Annotated in this window: 17 protein-coding genes; all 17 read left to right on the forward strand. The window is 42.6% G+C overall.

The genetic code is table 11. From position 1 onward, the window contains the following. Positions 1-898: 898 nt before the first annotated feature. The 17 genes from ACOYVE_RS05255 (at position 899) to ACOYVE_RS05335 (ending at position 19,854) form a co-directional block, all read left to right on the forward strand. Positions 899-2,224 carry an MFS transporter gene (locus ACOYVE_RS05255; protein WP_014856986.1) on the forward strand — a complete coding sequence of 442 codons (1,326 nt, stop codon included), beginning with the start codon at positions 899-901 and terminating at the stop codon, positions 2,222-2,224. An 18-nt stretch (positions 2,225-2,242) separates the two neighbouring features. After that, positions 2,243-3,655 (forward strand): glucuronate isomerase, encoded by a 1,413-nt coding sequence (uxaC, locus tag ACOYVE_RS05260; RefSeq protein WP_014856987.1) that lies wholly within the window; start codon positions 2,243-2,245, stop codon positions 3,653-3,655. A 20-nt stretch (positions 3,656-3,675) separates the two neighbouring features. Continuing rightward, complete coding sequence (locus ACOYVE_RS05265) at positions 3,676-5,223, forward strand: tagaturonate epimerase family protein (RefSeq protein ID WP_041356608.1); 1,548 nt, start codon at positions 3,676-3,678, stop codon at positions 5,221-5,223. A 1-nt stretch (position 5,224) separates the two neighbouring features. Next, on the forward strand, positions 5,225-5,872 hold the full coding sequence (locus ACOYVE_RS05270; protein WP_014856989.1) for a bifunctional 4-hydroxy-2-oxoglutarate aldolase/2-dehydro-3-deoxy-phosphogluconate aldolase: 648 nt from the start codon (positions 5,225-5,227) through the stop codon (positions 5,870-5,872). Positions 5,873-5,880: 8 nt separating this feature from the next. Further along, positions 5,881-6,729, forward strand: coding sequence for an SDR family oxidoreductase (locus tag ACOYVE_RS05275; RefSeq protein ID WP_014856990.1), 849 nt, complete (start codon positions 5,881-5,883; stop codon positions 6,727-6,729). 48 nt (positions 6,730-6,777) lie between these two features. Beyond that, positions 6,778-7,860: a sugar kinase gene (locus tag ACOYVE_RS05280; protein WP_014856991.1), complete on the forward strand. Its 1,083-nt coding sequence runs from the start codon at positions 6,778-6,780 to the stop codon at positions 7,858-7,860. A 51-nt stretch (positions 7,861-7,911) separates the two neighbouring features. Then, positions 7,912-9,186, forward strand: coding sequence for a lactate racemase domain-containing protein (locus ACOYVE_RS05285; RefSeq protein WP_014856992.1), 1,275 nt, complete (start codon positions 7,912-7,914; stop codon positions 9,184-9,186). An 11-nt stretch (positions 9,187-9,197) separates the two neighbouring features. Further along, positions 9,198-10,649 carry a decarboxylating NADP(+)-dependent phosphogluconate dehydrogenase gene (gnd, locus tag ACOYVE_RS05290; protein ID WP_014856993.1) on the forward strand — a complete coding sequence of 484 codons (1,452 nt, stop codon included), beginning with the start codon at positions 9,198-9,200 and terminating at the stop codon, positions 10,647-10,649. A 47-nt stretch (positions 10,650-10,696) separates the two neighbouring features. Next, on the forward strand, positions 10,697-12,694 hold the full coding sequence (gene tkt, locus ACOYVE_RS05295; protein ID WP_014856994.1) for a transketolase: 1,998 nt from the start codon (positions 10,697-10,699) through the stop codon (positions 12,692-12,694). Positions 12,695-12,981: 287 nt separating this feature from the next. After that, positions 12,982-13,815, forward strand: coding sequence for a 5-dehydro-4-deoxy-D-glucuronate isomerase (gene kduI / locus ACOYVE_RS05300; protein WP_014856995.1), 834 nt, complete (start codon positions 12,982-12,984; stop codon positions 13,813-13,815). Positions 13,816-13,839: 24 nt separating this feature from the next. Then, entirely contained in the window at positions 13,840-14,601 is a 762-nt protein-coding gene (locus tag ACOYVE_RS05305) for an SDR family oxidoreductase (protein ID WP_014856996.1), read from the forward strand. 29 nt (positions 14,602-14,630) lie between these two features. After that, positions 14,631-15,647 carry a TonB family protein gene (locus ACOYVE_RS05310; protein WP_014856997.1) on the forward strand — a complete coding sequence of 339 codons (1,017 nt, stop codon included), beginning with the start codon at positions 14,631-14,633 and terminating at the stop codon, positions 15,645-15,647. Positions 15,648-15,658: 11 nt separating this feature from the next. Next, positions 15,659-16,006 carry an aldo/keto reductase gene (locus tag ACOYVE_RS05315; RefSeq protein WP_422881152.1) on the forward strand — a complete coding sequence of 116 codons (348 nt, stop codon included), beginning with the start codon at positions 15,659-15,661 and terminating at the stop codon, positions 16,004-16,006. Then, positions 15,993-16,661, forward strand: a complete 669-nt coding sequence (locus ACOYVE_RS05320; RefSeq protein WP_422881154.1) for an aldo/keto reductase — start codon at positions 15,993-15,995, stop codon at positions 16,659-16,661. Before ACOYVE_RS05315 ends, ACOYVE_RS05320 begins: the two co-directional genes overlap by 14 nt. Then, complete coding sequence (gene yiaK, locus ACOYVE_RS05325; RefSeq protein WP_014856999.1) at positions 16,658-17,650, forward strand: 3-dehydro-L-gulonate 2-dehydrogenase; 993 nt, start codon at positions 16,658-16,660, stop codon at positions 17,648-17,650. The genes ACOYVE_RS05320 and yiaK overlap by 4 nt, the downstream gene beginning before the upstream one ends. After that, positions 17,647-18,360 carry a ThuA domain-containing protein gene (locus ACOYVE_RS05330; RefSeq protein WP_014857000.1) on the forward strand — a complete coding sequence of 238 codons (714 nt, stop codon included), beginning with the start codon at positions 17,647-17,649 and terminating at the stop codon, positions 18,358-18,360. Before yiaK ends, ACOYVE_RS05330 begins: the two co-directional genes overlap by 4 nt. Positions 18,361-18,465: 105 nt before the next feature. After that, positions 18,466-19,854 carry a DUF5123 domain-containing protein gene (locus tag ACOYVE_RS05335; RefSeq protein WP_014857001.1) on the forward strand — a complete coding sequence of 463 codons (1,389 nt, stop codon included), beginning with the start codon at positions 18,466-18,468 and terminating at the stop codon, positions 19,852-19,854. Positions 19,855-19,916 lie beyond the last annotated feature (62 nt).

Here is a 19,916-nt window from a genome sequence, read left to right on the forward strand (position 1 = left end):
AGTGATTAGTTCTTTGGCAAATTGACGGAATCTAACGATTAAATAATATGGTTTCTTGCTTGTGAGTTAATCCACTGCCATCAAACTATTTGTTACCGCTTATATGTAGAGTTTTAACGTAAAGAGCCTGAAATTCACGGAGGTTTTGACCCGCAGTATATACATTGCCGGAAAGCTCAGCAGCATGGTCAAGTTGAGATAACAGAATACCAAGTTGGTAATTCTGGTTAGTCCAGCGTATAATACCCTTAAGACGAGGAGTAATACGATAAATAGATTTCAAGTTATTCGATGTCATGCTTGGAGATAATATCAGGGAATGATGGATGCTATTTTCGATTTCAATAAATAGATAACCTGCGAGGTAAAACCGATTATTTGAGATTCGTGAGCTTTAATCTGCCTCATTGTGTTGTCAACTACAGGTAGGATTGGTTTGCCAAAGCGGTGAGGTGAATTAAAGCTATATCCTTATATATAATAGTAATTGTATTATTCAATCTTTCTTTGGCATTACGGGGAAGTCGATACTGTCATAGATTAGAAAGACCTTATCTTTGTAAACTTTGAGGCCTTTATCAAAAGGAACGACAGATATTTTAAATATAATTTCAATATTATTAGTATAAAATAAAACTATGGAGTATTTGTGAGAAATAACCCTTTTTTACTTTTGGCGTCACATGATTCAAACTAATTAATTTTTATATTGTACTAATATTCTTAGATACAATTTTTCTCCTTGAGGAATTTTATTATATAATTTAAAATAATATGCAATATTTTTTCCCGAATAAAATTGTGATTTATCTTTTTTTGTAGCAAATTAATATAAAAATATCTAAATTAGTAACCGATTAAGTAACCGTTGTTTATTTAAAAATAAATTGGAGCCGTAATGCAAGCAGAACTTAATCAAAACAGTCCTGTAGCAAAAGTTGGCAAATATCGTTGGACAATCCTGGCGCTCGTCTTTTTTGCTACTACAATTAACTATCTCGACAGACAGGTAATTAGTCTTCTCAAAGACGATTATCTTGAGCCGGCATTCAATTGGACGGAAACAGACTATGCCAATATAGTTGTTGCATTCCAGGTTATGTACGGCGTCGGTATGCTTTTTATGGGATGGCTTATCGATAAATTGGGCACTAAAATCGGATATGCGCTGTCGCTCACTGTTTGGAGCTTGGCCGCAGTCGCTCACGCATTTGCCAGAGGTACTTTAGGCTTTATGGTAGCAAGAGGATTCCTCGGACTGAGCGAAGCCGGCAACTTTCCGGCTGCCATAAAAACAGTCGCCGAGTGGTTTCCTAAAAAGGAAAGAGCTCTTGCAACAGGTTTATTTAATTCTGGCTCCAATGTGGGAGCTATTCTCGCTCCTCTAACTGTGCCGCTTATTGCTGTCCTGTGGGGATGGCAATGGGCGTTTATTATCACCGGAGCTATCGGTTTAATATGGTTGGTCTTTTGGTTTATGATATATGAAATTCCTTCCAAACACAAAAAATTATCGAAAGAAGAATACGAATATATTCATAGCGACAAAGACGAACAGGTGTCGGTAGAAAAAAATGAAGAAAAAGTAGGATGGCTAAGTTTGTTGACTTATAAACAAACATGGGCTTTTGTTATCGGTAAATTTTTGACCGATCCGGTTTGGTGGTTCTATCTGTTCTGGTTGCCGTCATTTCTTAACAAACAATACGGAATGACAAAAACCGACCTGGCGCTGCCGATCGCCCTGGTTTATACAATGACTACATTCGGAAGTATTTTCGGAGGGTGGCTCTCCGGATACTTCATAGGCAAAGGATGGACTGTAAATAAAGCGCGTAAAACTGCTATGCTTATTTTTGCATTGTTTGCATTACCGGTGGTATCCGCACAGGCGCTCGGAGTTTATAGCCCGTGGATAGCAATTGTAATCGTCGGCATCGCCGCTTCGGCGCATCAGGCTTGGTCGGCAAATATTTTTACGACTACATCCGACATGTTCCCCAAAAAAGCCGTTGCATCCGTTACCGGTATAGGCGGTATGGCCGGAGCCGTTGGCGGTATATTGATTGCAACTTTAGCCGGGTGGGTGCTCGACCATTTCAAAGCTCTCGGCACAATCGAAACGGGTTACTACGTTATGTTCCTCGTCTGCGGTTCGGCTTATTTGATCGCATGGTTTATCTTTAATCTCCTTGCGCCCAAAATGGAAAGAGTAGAAATTTAAAATAAAACGGAAATAAAAATGAAAGACACATTTATCAAAGAAAATTTCCTGCTGAGCAATAAAACGGCGGAAATACTGTATCACGATCACGCTGCTAAGCAACCTATTATCGATTATCATTGCCACCTGCCTCCCGACGAAATAGCGTCGAATAAGAAGTTCGAAAATATTACGCAGGTTTGGCTGAACGGCGATCATTATAAGTGGCGCGCTATGCGCACCAACGGAGTCGACGAAAAATATATTACAGGCGATTCGACCGATAAAGAAAAATTTATGAAATGGGCGGAAACAGTTCCCTATACAATTAAAAATCCTCTCTACCACTGGACTCATATGGAACTCAAAAGGCCGTTCGGAATTTCGGACAAATTACTCAATGCGGATACCGCCGAAGAAATCTGGAAAAAAACAGGCGAGCTTCTGGCTACCGACGAGTTCTCAACCCAGGGAATTATCCGTCAATGGAATGTCGAAATTATTTGTACAACGGACGACCCGGTCGATTCGCTGGAATATCACAAAAAGATAAAAGAAAATCCGTTTGGAACTAAAGTTCTGCCTGCTTTTCGTCCCGATAAAGCCATGGCGGTAGAAAACACAACCGAATTTTTGAAATATCTGGCTAAACTCGAAGAAGCTTCCGGAGTATCGGTCAGCAGTTTCGATAACTTTTTGGAAGCTATTCGTAAACGACACGATTATTTCCACGAAAACGGATGCCGCCTTTCCGACCACGGCTTGGAATCGGCTTATGCGGAGGATTATACCGAATCGGAAATTAAATCGATATTCAAAAAACTTCTCAATAAGGAAAATCTTGACCATACGGAAATTCTGAAGTTCAAATCCGCAATGATGTATGAATTCGGAGTGATGGATTGGGAAAAAGGCTGGGTGCAGCAATTGCATCTCGGAGCTTTGAGGAACAACAATACCCGCATGTTCAGACAATTAGGACCCGATACCGGTTGGGATTCGATTGGCGATTTTGAAATGGCTCGTCCGCTGGCTAAATATCTGGATAAACTCGACACGGAAAACAAATTGACCAAAACAATCCTTTATAATCTCAATCCTGCGGACAATGAACTCTTTGCCACAATGATCGGAAATTTCCAGGACGGAACCGTCCCGGGCAAAATGCAATACGGCAGCGCATGGTGGTTCCTCGATCAAAAAAGCGGTATGGAACGTCAGATCGACGCGCTCTCGAACATGGGACTTCTAAGCAGATTCGTCGGTATGTTAACCGATTCCCGCAGTTTTCTCTCTTATTCCAGGCACGACTATTTCAGAAGACTTCTCTGCGATATTCTGGGAAGAGAAATAGAAGCAGGACTCATTCCGAACGATCTGGAATTGGTCGGTAAAATGGTAGAAGATATTTCTTATAATAACGCTAAAAACTATTTTGATTTCGGACAATAACAAAGGAGTTATCCATGGAAATGCAGAAGCTATATGAGGAAGTGGAAAATAAGAATATTGTTAAAAACGATTTGGTCGATCTCACGATAGGCGAGTCGTTAAAAATAAAAGCTTATCCTTTATCGGTATTAAAGAAAGACGATGCTTTCTTTTTTATCGGAAAAGAAAATTACGACAAATTTCTCTTTGTGATTTCGGCAGGCAAGGAAAACGGATTACTGAATGAATTCGAAGGAGAATTAATTGATGCCGGTAAAGATGTAACGGTAAAAAAATGCAATCTTTCTACAAAGAACAGAAAAGCAGTTCAAAAAATATTTCCGCACACAGCGCCGATAGTGTTGGGGCTGTGCAACTCTTTCGGCTGCGGCGACAGACTCGGCGTTGCAAATGCCGGTCACATCAGAGCGATTAAACAGAGCAATTTTCGACCTATTCTCGCTCAACAGTCAATAAGGGAATTGACCAGAACCAACAGAACTCCTGACGACGTTATGGACGCCGCCGTATGGGCTGTTCTGCAGGAGGGATATAAAGACGGCTTCGGTTCGGACGCCGACCACCTCAAAACATTCGAGGATATCGATTTGATGCTCAATGCGGGATTTACGATGTTTACTTTCGACCCGAGCGAACACGTCGATAACGAAGCCGACAACTATTCCGAAGACCAATTAAAACAAAAATTGGGTGAAATCGACTGGAGCGGGCTGCAGGATACGAGCGCAGATGCGGCTAAGCGTTATGTCGACATGACTTTTAATATTTCGGAACGACTCTCCCTTACAATTCAAGAATCAGATTTCTTGCGCGCTTACGCCAAATACGGAAATGCCATTGCTCATATTAAAAAGATGTACGACTACCTTGCTTCCAAAGCAGATAAAGATACTTTCGAGATCGAAGTATCGGTCGACGAAACCGAATCCGTAACGTCGCCGTTCGAACATTTCTTCTTTGCCAACGAACTGAATCGTCTTGGCGTTAAATATGTAAGTCTCGCGCCGCGTTTTATCGGCGACTTCGAAAAAGGAATCGATTACAAAGGCGATTTGAATGTATTCAAAACCGAATACGAAAAGCATCTCGACATAACAAAATATTTCGGAAGTTATAAAATCAGTCTTCACTCCGGAAGCGATAAGTTCTCGGCTTACCGGGTAATCGGATCGTTAAAAGGCGCTTATACTCACGTTAAAACGGCGGGCACCAGTTATCTGGAAGCGTTGCGCGTTGTAGCGGCTAAAGAACCGGCGTTGTTCAGAGATATTCTCGATTTCTGCCGCGACTTGTACGAAACCGAAAAGAGAAGTTATCACGTATCGGCGGACATCAACAAAGTAAAACCCGCAAACCAATATTCCGACACTGAACTTATCGAACTCTTTAACCAAAATGATACAAGGCAGGTTTTGCACGTTACGTTCGGCAAGGTACTAACAGAAAAAGATTCGTCGGGTCATTTCCTGTTTAAGGATAAAATAATGAAGTGTTTGGTCGAAAATGAAGAATCGCATTATGAATTCCTCGAAAAGCATTTTCTAAAACATCTGGAGTGTTTCAAATAAAATGGAAAGAGAAAAAATATTAAAGTCGATACTTCAAAGAAAGGCGGTCGCAGTTCTCAGAATTAAGGAGCCGGAAAAACTTAAAAAAGTTATCGAGGCTATTGCGGAAGGAGGAATCACGGTTGCCGAGATTACGATGACGGTTCCGAATGCAATCGAATTAATCGAAAGGATGAGCGAAGAACTCGATGAAAATATAATTGTCGGCGTTGGCTCCGTGCTTAATGCCGAAACCGCAGAAGCCGCAATCAAAGCCGGCGCAAAATATGTAGTGAGTCCCGTTTTCAAAAAAGAAATTATTGAAAAAGCTCATCAAATGGATGTGCCGGCAATGCCGGGCTGTTTTACTCCGACGGAAATACAAACGGCATACGAAGCCGGAGCGGATATAATCAAAGTATTTCCGGCGGACGTTCTCGGCATGAAGTTTTTTAAAGGAATTCTTGCGCCGATGCCGCATTTGAAACTGATGCCGACAGGCGGCGTGAATCTTACCAACGCCGGCGAATGGTTGAACGCAGGCGCTTGCGCAGTCGGAATCGGTTCGGCATTACTCGATAAAGACGCAATTAAAAAAGAAAACTATTCCGTTCTTACTGAAAACGCCCGCCTTGTGGTCGGAAGTATTAACGAAGCTTTAAATAAATAGGAGTAATAATGAAATATTCAATGGACGACATCAAGGGTAAAGTTTGCGCTGTAACTGGCGGCGGGGGCGTTATCGGTTCGGTCTTTTGCGAAGGATTAGCCGATGCAGGCGCAAAAGTAGCCGTCTTTTACAATTCCAATAAGCAAAAAGCCGACGCTCTGGTTGAAAAAATAAATTCCGCCTATCCCGGAAGCGCCATCAGCGTCCAGGCAAACGTGCTCGACAAGGATTCGCTTCTGAATGCAAAAAAAACTATTAACGAAAAATACGGCAAGCTCGACGTGCTCGTAAATTGCGCCGGCGGCAACCATCCGAAAGCTACAACTCAATTGGAATTCTTGACCGAAAAAGATCTTAATGATATAAGTAAAAGTTTTTTCGGATTGGAGCTGGAAGGATTCAGAAACGTGTTCGATCTTAATTTTATGGGGACGGTGCTGCCGACAATGATATTGGCTGAAGACATGCTCGGCAGAGGGGGAGTTATCGTTAATATATCGTCGATGAATTCGTATAAACCATTGACGAAAATTCCGGCATATTCGGCTGCAAAAGCCGCGGTAAACAATTTGACCGAATGGCTTGCCGTTCATTTTGCCAAAGCCAATATCCGTGTCAATGCAATCGCGCCGGGTTTCTTTTTAACCGACCAGAACAGATTTTTGTTGGTAGACAAAGAAACAGAACAATTGACCGAACGGGGAAAGAAAATAATTAACGGCACTCCGATGGGTCGTTTCGGCGAACCGGAAGAATTGGTCGGCACTTTACTCTACCTGGTCTCCGATATTTCTAAATTTGTTACGGGAGTGGTTATTCCCGTCGACGGAGGATTTAACGCTTACAGCGGAGTTTAATAAATCGTAATCATAATTTTGTCGAACGATTAAATACAGGGATATAATATGAGCACAGGACTTAACATCAAAAAAGAAGGACAATACGATTTGGTGTCATTGGGAGCGCTGGTTCATCGCCTCGATCCCGGCATTATACCTTTTAGAAAAGCTACGGAATGCAAAATACACGTCAGCGGCGGCGAATACAATGTAGCCGCCAACCTGGCTGATTGTTTTCGTATGAAAACCGCTATTGTTACAGCTTTGGTCAAATACCCAATCGGCGAATTGATTCGCGAACGCGTCCGCGCTATGGGCGTAGAAGGAATTTATAAAGAGTTCGAACATAACGGCGTCAACGGTCCTAATATGGCTGCTGTCTATAGCGACAGGGGATTCGGGGCGCGCGCTCCTGTGGTTTTTTATAATCGTTCCAATGAAGCTGCAGCGCTCCTGAAACCGGGGGACATCAAATGGGACTCGATTTTTGAAAAAGGAGTCCGATGGTTCCACAGCGGAGGAATTTTTGCGGCTTTGTCCGAAACCACCGGAGAACTGATTATCGAAGGAATGAAAGCCGCAAAAAAATCGGGCGCAATTACAAGTTTCGACTTGAATTACAGAGCCAAATTGTGGAATATCTGGGGCGGAGAAGAAAAAGCAGCCGAAGTTATTTCACGTATCGTTGAGCATGTGGACGTTTTGGTCGGTAACGAAGAAGACCTTCAAAAAGGTTTGGGAATTCCGGGACCGGAAGTTACCGCTAAATCGAAACTAGACCCCTCCGTATTTCTTGCAATGATTGAAGACGTCACCAAAAAATTTCCAAATGTAAAAGTAGTCGCTACGACACTGAGAGAAGTCCATTCGACCAATCGTCACAGTTGGAGCGCTGTGGCGTGGATTAACGGTCAATCGTATCAGGCTCCTACGGCTCAACTCGACGTTTACGACAGAGTCGGCGGCGGCGACGGATTTGCATCGGGCTTCATATACGGACTTTTAAACGACGAAGATCCGGAGCAAGCCGTTAAACTCGGCTGGTCTCACGGAGCCTTGCTAACTACTTATCCCGGAGACACCACTATGGCATCCATCGACGAAGTACGGGCTTTTGCCAAAGGCGGTTCCGCACGAATTCAACGTTAGAATTTTCTTACGCGGGTAAATTTATTACCCGCTTTTTTTTATGAGGTATTTATGATTTATTGCGCAGTCGGTTCAAAAGATTCGGAAATTAGTTTGAACCGGGCTAAAGAATATCTGTATGAATCGCTCGATAAAATCGGATCGAGAAAGAAAGTTCTCGCCATTCCGCCTGATTTTACGAGATATCATTCTAAGGCGGGCGAGTTAACTAATTTAATTTATGAATATTACGGAGATAAACTCAAGGATATTCTGCCAGCTTTGGGAACTCATGCCCCGATGTCCGAAAGCGAAATTAAAACTATGTTCGGGGAAATACCTCTAAAATTATTCCGAGTGCATCGATGGCGCGAGGATCTTGCTACTCTCGGTATAGTGCCTGAAGAATATGTCTATGAGGTCTCGGAAGGAAAAGTAAAATATTCATGGCCTGCACAGGTTAATAAATTATTAGTGGAAGGCAAACATGATTTAATCCTTTCCGTCGGACAGGTAGTGCCGCATGAAGTTATCGGAATGGCAAATTATAATAAAAACATTTTTGTGGGCACAGGCGGCAAGGAAGGAATCAACAAAAGTCATTTCCTGGGAGCAGCTTACGGAATGGAGAAAATAATGGGCAGGGCAGACAATCCCGTCCGGAAAGTGCTAAATTACGCTTCGGACAATTTCGCAAAAGATTTACCGATAGTCTATATTTTGACGGTTGTAGGAAAAAACGAGAATAACGAACTTGTGCTTAAAGGCTTGTTTATAGGCGACGATTACGAATGTTTTAAAATGGCGGCCGAACTTTCCCTTCAGGTTAATTTTGAAATGCTCGATGCGCCGCTCGAAAAGGTGGTCGTATATCTCGACCCGCATGAATTTAAGAGCACATGGCTCGGCAACAAAAGCATTTACAGAACCAGAATGGCTATTGCAGACCGCGGAGAGTTGATTGTGCTTGCTCCCGGTCTGAAAGAATTCGGCGAGGACAAAGAAATCGACAGATTGATAAGAAAATACGGCTACAGAACTACTCCGGAAATTCTTAAATTTGTGGATGAAAACAGCGAACTTAAGGAAAATTTAAGCGCCGCTGCGCATCTGATTCACGGTTCGTCTGAAAACAGGTTTACTGTCAGATATTGTCCCGGCAATTTATCCAGAGAAGAAATTGAGAGCGTTAATTTTGAGTACGGCGACTTAAATGAAATGTTAAAAAAATATAATCCTGAAAAATTAACAGACGGTTTTAATACAATGCCCGACGGAGAAAAGATTTTCTTCATTTCGAATCCCGCTCTCGGTCTCTGGGCTTATAAAGGAAGATTTCAAAATTAAGGAGATAAAAAATGAGTAAAGCAGATATCGGTCTGATAGGACTTGCCGTAATGGGAGAAAATCTCGTCCTCAATATGGAAAGTCACGGATTTACCGTTGCGGTTTATAACAGAACCACTTCTAAAGTGGACGATTTCATCAACGGAAGAGCCAAAGGCAAAAATATTATCGGTACGCATTCGCTGGAAGAATTGGTGTCGAATCTCAAAAAGCCTCGTAAAGTAATGCTTATGGTAAAAGCCGGTAAGCCGGTCGACGATTTTATAGAAGCGTTAATTCCTCTTTTGGAGCAGGGCGATATAATTATCGACGGAGGCAATTCGAATTTTCAAGACACTATTCGAAGAACAAAGTACGTTGAAGAAAAAGGATTGTTCTTCATCGGAACCGGCGTTTCCGGCGGCGAAGAAGGCGCATTAAAAGGTCCTTCGATTATGCCGGGCGGTTCGCCGAAAGCCTGGGAATATGTCAAACCGATATTCCAATCGATAGCAGCCAAAGTTGAAGGCGGTTCGCCTTGCTGCGATTGGGTCGGAGAAAACGGCGCCGGTCATTTCGTTAAAATGGTTCATAACGGCATCGAATACGGCGACATGCAGTTGATTTGCGAAACTTATCAGATTATGAAAGATTTGTTGGGACTTTCTTACGACGAGATGCATCAAATTTTCAAAGAATGGAACGAAGGCGAACTCGAAAGTTATCTAATTGAAATTACACGCGACATACTGGCTTATAAAGATACCGACGGTCAGCCGCTGGTGGAAAAGATACTCGATACGGCGGGGCAAAAAGGAACGGGTAAATGGACGGTTATCGCTTCGATGGAAGCCGGCGTCCCGCTAACTCTAATAGGCGAAGCCGTTTATGCAAGGTCGCTCTCTGCATTGAAAGAAGAACGAGTTGAAGCTTCGAAAATAATCTCCGGTCCAAAACCTAAATTCGAAGGCGATAAAAAACAATTTATAAATGATTTAATGCACGCATTGTACGCTTCGAAAATTATTTCATACGCGCAGGGATTTATGTTAATGCGCGAAGCGGCAAAAGATTACGGCTGGAATCTCAATTACGGAGGTATTGCTTTGATGTGGCGCGGTGGATGCATTATCCGTTCTAAATTCCTCGGAAAAATTAAAGAGGCGTACGACAAAAATCCCGATTTGTCGAACTTGATTCTCGATCCGTTCTTTAAAGAAAAAGTGGAATCGTCGCAGGAATCGTGGCGTAGAGTTGTTACAACTGCAATAAGCAACGGTATCTGGGCGCCCGCTCTATCGACGGCTTTGAATTTCTTCGACGGCTACCGACATGAAAGACTTCCAGCAAATCTTCTGCAGGCGCAAAGAGATTATTTCGGAGCACACACTTATGAACGCGTCGACAGACCGAGAGGAGAATTTTTCCATACAAACTGGACTGGACATGGCGGAACGACATCTTCGACTACATATAATGTCTGAATTTATTAAATTTGCGGATTACTTTTTAATCAATTTGGGGGAGTTATATGCAAAACAATGATGTCAAAAAATTAGCTGCGAATACTATTCGAATACTGGCAGCCGAAGGTGTCCAGAAAGCAAATTCGGGTCATCCGGGTATGCCGATGGGAATGGCTGACGTGGCTATGGTTCTATGGACCGAATTTCTGAAACACAATCCCGACGACCCGAAATGGCATAACAGGGATCGGTTCGTATTGTCTGCGGGTCACGGCTCGATGCTTATTTATACTCTGTTGTATCTTAGCGGTTACGATATTACGCTCGACGAACTGAAATCTTTCAGACAGTGGGGCAGCCGAACCGCAGGTCATCCCGAATACGGACTTCTTCCCGGTATTGAAACGACAACCGGACCGCTCGGACAGGGATTCGGAAATGGAATCGGGATGGCAATTGCAGCTAAAATGACGGCTGCGCGTTTCAACGACGACAAGAATCAACTTTTCGGCAAACATTTTATTTATGCGATTGTAAGCGACGGCGATTTGATGGAGGGCGTTTCGCACGAAGCCGCCTCGATTGCAGGTCATCTCAAACTCGGCAATATAATTTATTTTTACGACGACAATAATATTACTATCGAAGGCGATACTTCGATTACTTTCTCGGAAGATATCGAAAAACGATTCGAATCTTACGGATGGCAGGTGCTGAAAACAGACGCTTATAATCACGATGAAATACGCAATGCAATCAACAAAGCTCAGCAGGAAACCGAAAAACCGACCATTATAATTACAAAGTCGCATATCGGTTTCGGAAGTCCGAATAAAGTCGACACAGCCGAGGTTCACGGTTCGCCTCTGGGCGAAGAAGAATTGATAGAGACAAAGAAAAACTTGGGTTGGCCTCTCGATAAAGAGTTCTATGTGCCTGAAGATGTGAAAAAATTGTTCGATGACAGGAAAGCCGAGCTAAAGAAAGAATATGACAATTGGCAGAAAAATTTCGAGGAATGGAAAAAGAGCAATCCCGAAAAAGCCGACGAATTTAATAAATATATTACAAATTGGCTGCCTGAAAACATCGAAGAAGAATTACTGAATGCCGCTCCGAAAGAGCCAGGCGCAACTAGATCATTGTCCGGTAAAGTAATTCAAAAGATTGCCCGGCTGGTTCCGAATTTTGTTGGCGGTTCGGCTGATCTGGCTCCTTCTACTAATACGTATATGAAAGAATTCGACGCGGTAGCTCCGGGAAAATTCGAAGGCAAAAATTTCCATTTCGGAATACGCGAACACGGGATGGGCGCTATTCTGAACGGAATGGCTCTCTACGGCGGTTTCAGACCCTTCGGAGCAACTTTCTTTGTATTCTCCGATTATATGCGCCCGACGATAAGGCTTGCCGCTTTAATGGAAATACCGGTTACTTATGTATTCACGCACGATTCGATTTTTGTGGGCGAAGACGGTCCGACTCATCAGCCGGTCGAACATTTAGCGGTTTTAAGAGCAATTCCTAATGTGACCGTATTCAGACCCGCCGACGGAGTTGAAACAGCGATGGCGTGGTCGTTTGCCCTTAAACATAAAGAAGGCCCTGTAGCGCTGGTTTTGACTCGTCAAAAAATCGAAGCCTTTGAAAGAAGATCGGATTTCGAACCGAAGGAAGTTCTCAAAGGAGCTTACATTGTTTCGAAAGAAAAAGGCGATAAACCCGACCTTGTAATCGCAGCAAGCGGCTCCGAAGTGCCGGTGGCGGCAGAAGCGGCTAAATTACTCTCCGACGCTTATTCGGTGCGGGTAGTGTCGATTCCGTCGAAAGAACTTTTTGTTAAACAAAGCGACGATTACAAAAAATCGATTTTCCCGGAAAACGCGCCGGTAGTGGTTATCGAAGCGGCTTCGATGATGGGATGGGGCGACTTGTTCCGTCAAAAACTTCTTACAATCGGAATGGAAAGATTCGGCGCGTCGGGACCGTACAAAACGCTAGCGGAAAAATTCGGATTTACCGGTCCGCAGGTTGCAGCCAAAATTAAAGAATGGCTCGGTTAATTTGAACAAATTTGGAGCGGAGATTTTTTCTCCGCTCTTGTTAATATAAAAATTTTTCACGCTCGGCGTCTTTTTGAGATAAATTCGACGAAAGTTTTTAAATTATTACCGGTTGTAATTTCTACCAAGGCCAAAAAAAAGTCGTTAAAAGTAATCGATTGTTTCGTTCTACCGAAAGGCGGTTAGTTAAATTATTTGGTTATATTGATACTGGAGTTAAAAGCAGACAATAAATTTTTTATAAAACAAAGTAAACGTTTAATTTGAATATAAACAGTGAGGTTGAGATGGAAGTACGTTACTCCCCCGATAAAAACGGTTTTAAGAAAATGACAACCGACGAACTTCGTCAGTCGTTTTTGATCGAAAGCCTTTTTGTCAAAAACGAAGTCCCGATGGTCTATTCCGACATCGACAGGTCGATTACAGGCTCTGCGGTGCCTGCAGGAAAAGAACTTACGTTGACCGCGTCAAAAAAAGAAATGGCGGCTGAGTTCTTTTGCGAAAGGAGGGAAGTAGGAGTATTGAATATCGGCAACAAAGGAAAGATTATCCTCGACGGCGCAGAATACACGATGAATTTCAGAGACGCGCTTTATATTGGCAGAGGCACAAAAGAAGTGAAATTTTTGAGCGACGACCCCGACAAACCCGCCGAGTTCTATTTTGTCAGTTATCCGGCGCATAAAGAATATCCTTCGAAGCATATCAAATACGAAGACGCAATCCACAGGAATTTGGGCTCGATGGAATCGTCGAACAAGAGAACTATTCATCAATATATATTGCCGGAAATTTTGCCTACATGCCAGCTTGCAATGGGATTGACCGAATTGGAAGAAGGATGCGTATGGAACACAATGCCGGCTCATACGCATCAGAGACGTTCCGAAGTGTATATGTATTTTAACTTGAGCGAAGACGATTTTGTTGTACATTTAATCGGCGATCCGAAAGAAACACGGCACTTGATAATACGAGACCGTCAGGCTGTCTTGTCGACCAGCTGGTCGCTCCACTCGGGCTGCGGAACCAGGAGTTATTCATTTATCTGGGCTATGGGCGGAGAAAATCAAGCCTTCGACGACATGGATCACATTCCAATGAAAGAATTAAGATAAAAATAAATTAACGGAGGTGTTGTAATGATTCTCGATAAATTCAAACTCGACGGTAAAATTGCATTGGTTACAGGCTCGAATCAGGGGATCGGTCAAAAATACGCTCAGGCTCTGGCTGAAGCCGGAGCGGATATTATCGGCGTCTCGTATGTAAATGATTTTACCGAAACCGAAAAGCTTGTAAAAGCCGCCGGACGGAATTTTAAATCTTATGTAAGCGACTTTTCCGACAGAAAATCGCTCTACGGTTTTATTGAACAGGTCAAAAAAGATTTTCCCCGAATTGATATTCTTGTTAATAACGCGGGCACAATTTTACGCAAGCCGATAGCCGAACATCCGGACGAGTACTGGGATAAGGTTATCGAAGTTAACTTATCTGCGCAATTTATTTTGACGCGTGAAATCGGCAGAGACATGGTCGAAAGAGGATACGGGAAAATCGTCTTTATTGCCTCGCTTTTGTCTTTCCAGGGTGGTATATTGGTACCCGGATATGCCGCATCGAAAGGAGGAGTTAAACAATTGACGATGGCGTTTGCCAACGAGTGGGCTTCGAAAGGCGTTACCGTAAACGCAATTGCTCCCGGATATATTGCAACTGAAAATACCCGACCGCTAAGGGAAGACCCCGTAAGAAACAAAGCCATTCAAGATAGAATTCCTGCAGGCAGATGGGGCCTTCCGGAGGATCTTATGGGCGCAATGGTTTTCCTCTGCTCGGATGCTTCAAGTTATGTTAACGGTACTGTTCTGGTAGTAGACGGTGGTTGGATGGCTCGATAGGAAGTCAACAAATAAAAGGAAAAAGCGTCATGAAAGGAATACTATTTGTTATTCCTTTCCTTATTTATTCTTGTTCTTTTTTTAGTAATATAGAGAAGGAAAGGGCGCTCGAAAAACCCGTTCTCCTGAAAACAATCGAATTGTATTATCCGAAGGAAGCTTTGGATAATAATATTCAGGGCAAAGTGGATTTAATGATTTTTGTCGATACTACGGGAAGCGTAAGCGACATTAAATTGATTAAATCCTCGGGCTTCAAGATTCTCGATACCGCCGCAATTAATTATTCGAGTAAGTTGAAATTCCTTCCCATTAAAGAAGACGGCAAAAAAGTTGCCCGATGGATTAAATGGAATGTAAATTACAAAATCGATGAAAAGCCGATGGAACCTGAAATGATTAATTTGTTCGTTTTCTACAAAGCGTCCGATTATGTGCACGAATCGACCGAAACGGCAATCGACATGTTTTGTAAACTTGCGGATAACTATAAATTCCGGATCGATTGCTCGGACGATTCCACGAAAATCAATACTGAAAATCTGAAAAATTACGACCTTCTGGTTTTTCTGAATACATCGGGCGACATTCTGGATGAAAAAGGGAAACGCGCTCTTATGGAATTCTCCAAAACGGGAAAGGGTTTCGTCGGTATTCATTCCGCAACCGCGACATTGGAAGACTGGGATTGGTACTGCAATTTTATAGGCGCTTGTTTTGAAGACCATCCGGAAATTCAGGATGCGGTTGTAAAAGTTGTAAATAAAAATCATCTTTCAACAAAACATCTGCCCGATACTTTTGTCTGGAAAGATGAGTGGTATAACTGGAAAAAATTACCCGAAAATGTTGAAGTTCTTGTTACAGTTGACGAAAAGACTTATAAAGGGGGAAAACACGGCGATTTTCACCCTGTCTCTTGGTGCAAAGAAATCGATAAATTCAGAATCTGGTATACCGCGTTGGGACATCTCCCGGAGCACTATACCGACCAGAATTTTATTAAACATATAGTAGGCGGAATTTATTGGGCTGCAAATAAATAGGGGTTTTATTCATGATTTACAGAGAAATTGGAAAATCCGGACTGAATGCCTCTGTAATAGCATTCGGCGCTTGGGCAATCGGCGGCTGGATGTGGGGCGGCAGCGACGAAAAAGATAGTATCGACGCCATTTATGCGGCTATCGACAACGGAATCAACTTGATCGATACCGCTCCCGCATACGGCTTCGGTTATTCCGAAGAAATCGTAGGCAAAGCCGTTAAAGGCAAACGGGATAAAGTTTTAATTGCTACCAAATGCGGTTTGAGATGGGACCTGGAAAAAGGCGAGTTCTTTTTTCTATACGACGGAAAAAGGAGCTGCGGACGAATCGACTCCCGGAGCGATGAAAATCTATAAATATCTTCATCCCGAATCGATTCGTTATGAAATAGAGCAAAGCCTGAGAAGACTCCAGACCGATTATATCGATTTATACCAAACTCACTGGCAGGAATCGACAACTCCGATTGAAGATACAATGGCGGAATTGACCAAATTAAAAGACGAAGGCAAAATAAGAGCCATCGGAGTATCTAATGCGACGGTCGAACAGATGAAAAGATACGGAGCGATCGATTCCGACCAGGAAAAATATAATATGCTCCACAGAAAAATCGAAGAACAGGGCAATCTTGACTACTGTTACGAAAATAAGATTGCAGTTCTGGCATACTCGCCGCTTTCGCAGGGCTTGTTGACCGGAAAAATTTCACCCGACAGAAAATACAACGAAGGCGACCTGAGACGCAATAATCCTCTGTTTACGCCGGAAAATATCAATAAGGTGAATTCCATGCTGAAAGAATTCGAGCCGATTGCGGAAAAACACGAAGTGTCGGTAGCTCAGCTTGTTTGCGCCTGGACTTTTAACAGAAAAGGGATTACGCATTTGCTCTGCGGCGCAAGAAATCGTCGGCAGGTAATTGAGAATGCTGGAGCGGGTTCGGTTCAGTTAAGTCGGGAAGATATTGATACGATTAATTCTATTTATTCAAAATATTTTGAACAGTGACAAAAATAAAAAAAGAAGAACTCAAAGATATATTTCGAATTAAATTATTAGAGCGCGGCTTTCCAGTTGATGACGCCGAGCTGTGCGCCGAAATTTTTACTGATAATACGGCTAGCGGCGTTTATTCCCACGGCATCAACAGATTTCCTCTTTTTATCGAGTATATCGACAAGGGGTTGATTAAGCCGGGAGCAAAGCCCGCTTTAAAAAAATCGTATTCGGCAGTCGAGCAATGGGACGGTAATATCGGTCCCGGTCCATTGAACGCTTATGCAGTAACGCAAAGAGCAATGGAACTCGCCGAAGAATACGGCATCGGTTGTATTGCTTTGAGAAATACTAATCACTGGATGCGAGCGGGATATTTCGGATGGATGGCGGCTGAAAAAGGATTCATCTTTATCTGCTGGACAAATACAATTCCTAATCTGCCGCCGTGGAACGCAAAGCAGGCGGCGACGGGCAATAACCCGATAGTAGTTGCCGTACCGCGTAAAGAGGGTCCGGTAGTGCTCGATATGGCGTTGTCTCAATTTTCATACGGTAAAATTGCCGATTATATAAATAAAAACCGAGAACTCCCTTACTACGGCGGTTTCGACTCGCAGGGTAATTTGACCAAAGATCCCTCTGAAATAAATAAAACGCAGCGGGCTCTGCCAATAGGACTTTGGAAAGGAGCCGGATTATCGCTCCTGCTCGATTTAATTGCCTCGATTCTTGCCGAAGGCAATTCTACCGCCGATTTGTCGAAATCGGAATATGATACGGGAATGTCCCAGGTATTTATAGCTATTAAGCCGGTATTCAACGATAAACTCGAATTGTATGTCGATGAAATTTTGAGATTCTATAAAAGCGCGGAACCAGTGTCCGTCGACGAAGTTATTTATTACCCTGGAGAAAGATCAGCGCGTTTCAAGAAAAAGTGCGAAGAAGAAGGAATTCCGGTTGAAGAGCAATTATTGGATAGAATTAAAGCGTTATGAAGATTTTTATAATTTATTTAATAATTACAGTGACTGGCGTTTTTGCCCAAAACAAAACGGATTTATTGATAGTAACCGGCGGTAAAGCGGTCGACCCTTCGTTTTACCGGATATTCGACGACAATAAAGAAATAAATTATAAAGCGATAGCCAAACCCGATGCGTTTAACTTTTTCAGCGGCGATTCGATGTCGATTTATGACGTGGTTCTCTTTTACGATACTTTTCAGGAGATGAATGCCGGACAAAAAGAGGCGTTCCTTTCGATTTTCGAAAAGGGAATTGGCGTCTTATTTTTGCATCATGCAATCGTTGCACACCAGGAATGGGATGAATTTTTAAAAATTGCCGGCGCCAGATATCACTACACTCCGTATTTATACAAAGGGCTAAAATACGGTCCTTCCACTTACAAACACGATCAGGATTTTGAAGTAATTATACTCGACAATAATCATCCGGTTACTAAAGGGATGGAAAATTTTTCCGTTCACGACGAGATTTATATCAATATAGAATATGCGGAGGGAAACAATAATTTACTGGGTACGGATAATTGCGAGTCGGCAAAATATTTGGGGTGGACAAGGAAATACAAGAATTCCGTGGTAGTTACGCTTCTATTGGGGCATGACAGGAATGTATACGAAAACAAAAATTTTCGAAATTTAATCAGCAATTCAATCGAGTGGTTAAAAAAAGGAAAGTAGACTGAATAAATCTATTGACATTAAAACAAAATTTTCGCAACTTAAGTTAGCGATTAAGTTAAGCATATAGCTTAATTTCACAAACAATAAGTCTGGGAGGTTAACATGCCTAAAAAGTTACTTTTTTTGTTGATTTTTGCGTTTTCCGGAATGGTTTTTGCACAAAATGTCATTATGGTAGATCCGGGCGACGGCTCGCTTACGACGGCAATCGAAAATGCCAGTTCAGGGGATATCCTTGTTTTGATTAACGGCGCTGAATATACAACTTCGACGGCTAACTTCGCCGTATTGAAGAACAAGCAAATTACTATTAAAGCCGAAGAACCGACTGCTGAAGTCAAGCCGATTTTGTACAGCAACTTTACACCGGGCGAAAATTCACCCAGCGAATACTTTGTTATGGACGAAGGCAGCGCTTTGACGCTCGAAGGTCTCGAAATCAGAGGCGACAGCCCGATGGCTCCAGGAATTCCGGTTCAAACAAAACTTATTTCATACCCGGTCCCATTGAACGAAATCCAGGTAGGAAAACTCTATATTAAAGATTGCGTTATTCATGATTTTGCTGGCAATATGATAGACGGCGCATTTGACGAAACGCTCTATAACGTGGTTCAGGATACGATTATGATTCATAATACGATCGTATATAACCTTGGAGACGAACCGGGAAGCGGCACAACTGGTTCGGTGGTTCAGTTCAAATACGCAAATTGCAAATACTTTGAAGCAAAGAACTGCACATTTTATCACATTAACGCATACGGATTGCGTTTTATGGGAGGTTCCAGTTACCCTAATTCATTTCCTCCAAAAGGTCTGATTGACCATTGTACTTTTAACGATGTTGGCGGGGGAAAAAATATGATTCTTGTAGAACACTCAGAAAATGAGTGGGTACTTTCAAATTCGATCTTCTCTAATGCTCAGGATAAAACCGAAAAAGTTTTGTATTTCAAAAGAGCTTCTTCCGATATGCCTCCGATTGCAACCTGGCAAAAATTATGCTTCTGGGAATTGGGCCCAAACCGCGATTTGAGATGGGTTACAATTCCTTCGGAAAACGATACGATTTATATGGACCCCGAATATCTCGATCCTGAAAACGGTGACTTTACATTACCCGCCGGTTCGCCTCTGCTTACATTCGGTACGGACGGCGGTCCTATCGGCGACTTAAGATGGGCCGGCAATGCTGTCTCCGTAGAAGAAAATGAAATTCTTCCGACAAGTTTCAGTCTGGAACAAAATTATCCCAATCCGTTCAATCCGACTACAAATATCTCGTTTACTATTCCCGAAGCCGGTTATACAAAACTTGCCGTATACGATATTTTGGGAAGAGAAGTAGCCGTGCTGATCGACGGTCAATTGAACGCGGGCAATCATAACGTTACGTTCAATGCCGAAAATTTATCAACGGGAATATATCTCTATAAACTTACATCGAAAGAGACGTCGCTCGTACGTAAAATGATGCTGATTAAATAACGGAATTTAATATATGATTAAAAAGGCATCCTGCATATCGAAATAATACTTTTTCCGGGATG

This window comes from Melioribacter sp. (assembly GCF_049325435.1).
GTDB classification, from domain to species: Bacteria; Bacteroidota; Ignavibacteria; order Ignavibacteriales; family Melioribacteraceae; genus Melioribacter; species Melioribacter roseus.

Coding starts and splice junctions, on each gene's coding strand:
- ACOYVE_RS05335 (WP_014857001.1), top strand. CDS start 18,466: ATGCCTAAAAAGTTACTTTTTTTGTTGATTTTTGCGTTTTCCGGAATG.
- ACOYVE_RS05320 (WP_422881154.1), top strand. CDS start 15,993: ATGAAAATCTATAAATATCTTCATCCCGAATCGATTCGTTATGAAATA.
- ACOYVE_RS05285 (WP_014856992.1), top strand. CDS start 7,912: ATGATTTATTGCGCAGTCGGTTCAAAAGATTCGGAAATTAGTTTGAAC.
- ACOYVE_RS05275 (WP_014856990.1), top strand. CDS start 5,881: ATGAAATATTCAATGGACGACATCAAGGGTAAAGTTTGCGCTGTAACT.
- uxaC (WP_014856987.1), top strand. CDS start 2,243: ATGAAAGACACATTTATCAAAGAAAATTTCCTGCTGAGCAATAAAACG.
- ACOYVE_RS05265 (WP_041356608.1), top strand. CDS start 3,676: ATGCAGAAGCTATATGAGGAAGTGGAAAATAAGAATATTGTTAAAAAC.
- ACOYVE_RS05330 (WP_014857000.1), top strand. CDS start 17,647: ATGAAGATTTTTATAATTTATTTAATAATTACAGTGACTGGCGTTTTT.
- ACOYVE_RS05255 (WP_014856986.1), top strand. CDS start 899: ATGCAAGCAGAACTTAATCAAAACAGTCCTGTAGCAAAAGTTGGCAAA.
- ACOYVE_RS05305 (WP_014856996.1), top strand. CDS start 13,840: ATGATTCTCGATAAATTCAAACTCGACGGTAAAATTGCATTGGTTACA.
- tkt (WP_014856994.1), top strand. CDS start 10,697: ATGCAAAACAATGATGTCAAAAAATTAGCTGCGAATACTATTCGAATA.
- ACOYVE_RS05310 (WP_014856997.1), top strand. CDS start 14,631: ATGAAAGGAATACTATTTGTTATTCCTTTCCTTATTTATTCTTGTTCT.
- kduI (WP_014856995.1), top strand. CDS start 12,982: ATGGAAGTACGTTACTCCCCCGATAAAAACGGTTTTAAGAAAATGACA.
- ACOYVE_RS05315 (WP_422881152.1), top strand. CDS start 15,659: ATGATTTACAGAGAAATTGGAAAATCCGGACTGAATGCCTCTGTAATA.
- ACOYVE_RS05280 (WP_014856991.1), top strand. CDS start 6,778: ATGAGCACAGGACTTAACATCAAAAAAGAAGGACAATACGATTTGGTG.
- ACOYVE_RS05270 (WP_014856989.1), top strand. CDS start 5,225: ATGGAAAGAGAAAAAATATTAAAGTCGATACTTCAAAGAAAGGCGGTC.
- gnd (WP_014856993.1), top strand. CDS start 9,198: ATGAGTAAAGCAGATATCGGTCTGATAGGACTTGCCGTAATGGGAGAA.